Annotated in this window: 1 protein-coding gene; it reads left to right on the forward strand. The window is 49.1% G+C overall.

From position 1 onward, the window contains the following. Positions 1-119 precede the first annotated feature (119 nt). Positions 120-322 (forward strand): four helix bundle protein (locus EZM41_RS13945; RefSeq protein ID WP_232619328.1); only part of this gene is annotated, 203 nt, incomplete at its 3' end.

Below are 322 nucleotides of genomic sequence, written 5' to 3' on the forward strand. Positions count from 1 at the left end.
GTGCAGGGATGCCGGAGGGAATAGCGATAAACGAGACAAAGAACGACTTCCCGACCAATACCGGGAATGGTGGGAACAGCAGAAGAGAATCGCTGCTCAAGCAGGATCTGGCAGCGTAGATGGCCACAGCGGCGGAGAGGGTGAAAGCGCCCTCGGAATCGGATGCGTTTGCACTGATAAGACTGGACAGGGAAATGAAATATTGTCAGGAATGCAAAGGACTGGCCAAGGATTTACAATTTCTGCCCGTAAAAAAATACGAAAACTGGTCGAAAATGTCTTCGGAAATTGGAAGAATGATAGGTGGTTGGTTAAAATCGGC

Source organism: Acetomicrobium sp. S15 = DSM 107314 (assembly GCF_016125955.1).
Classification (GTDB): Bacteria; Synergistota; Synergistia; order Synergistales; family Thermosynergistaceae; genus Thermosynergistes; species Thermosynergistes pyruvativorans.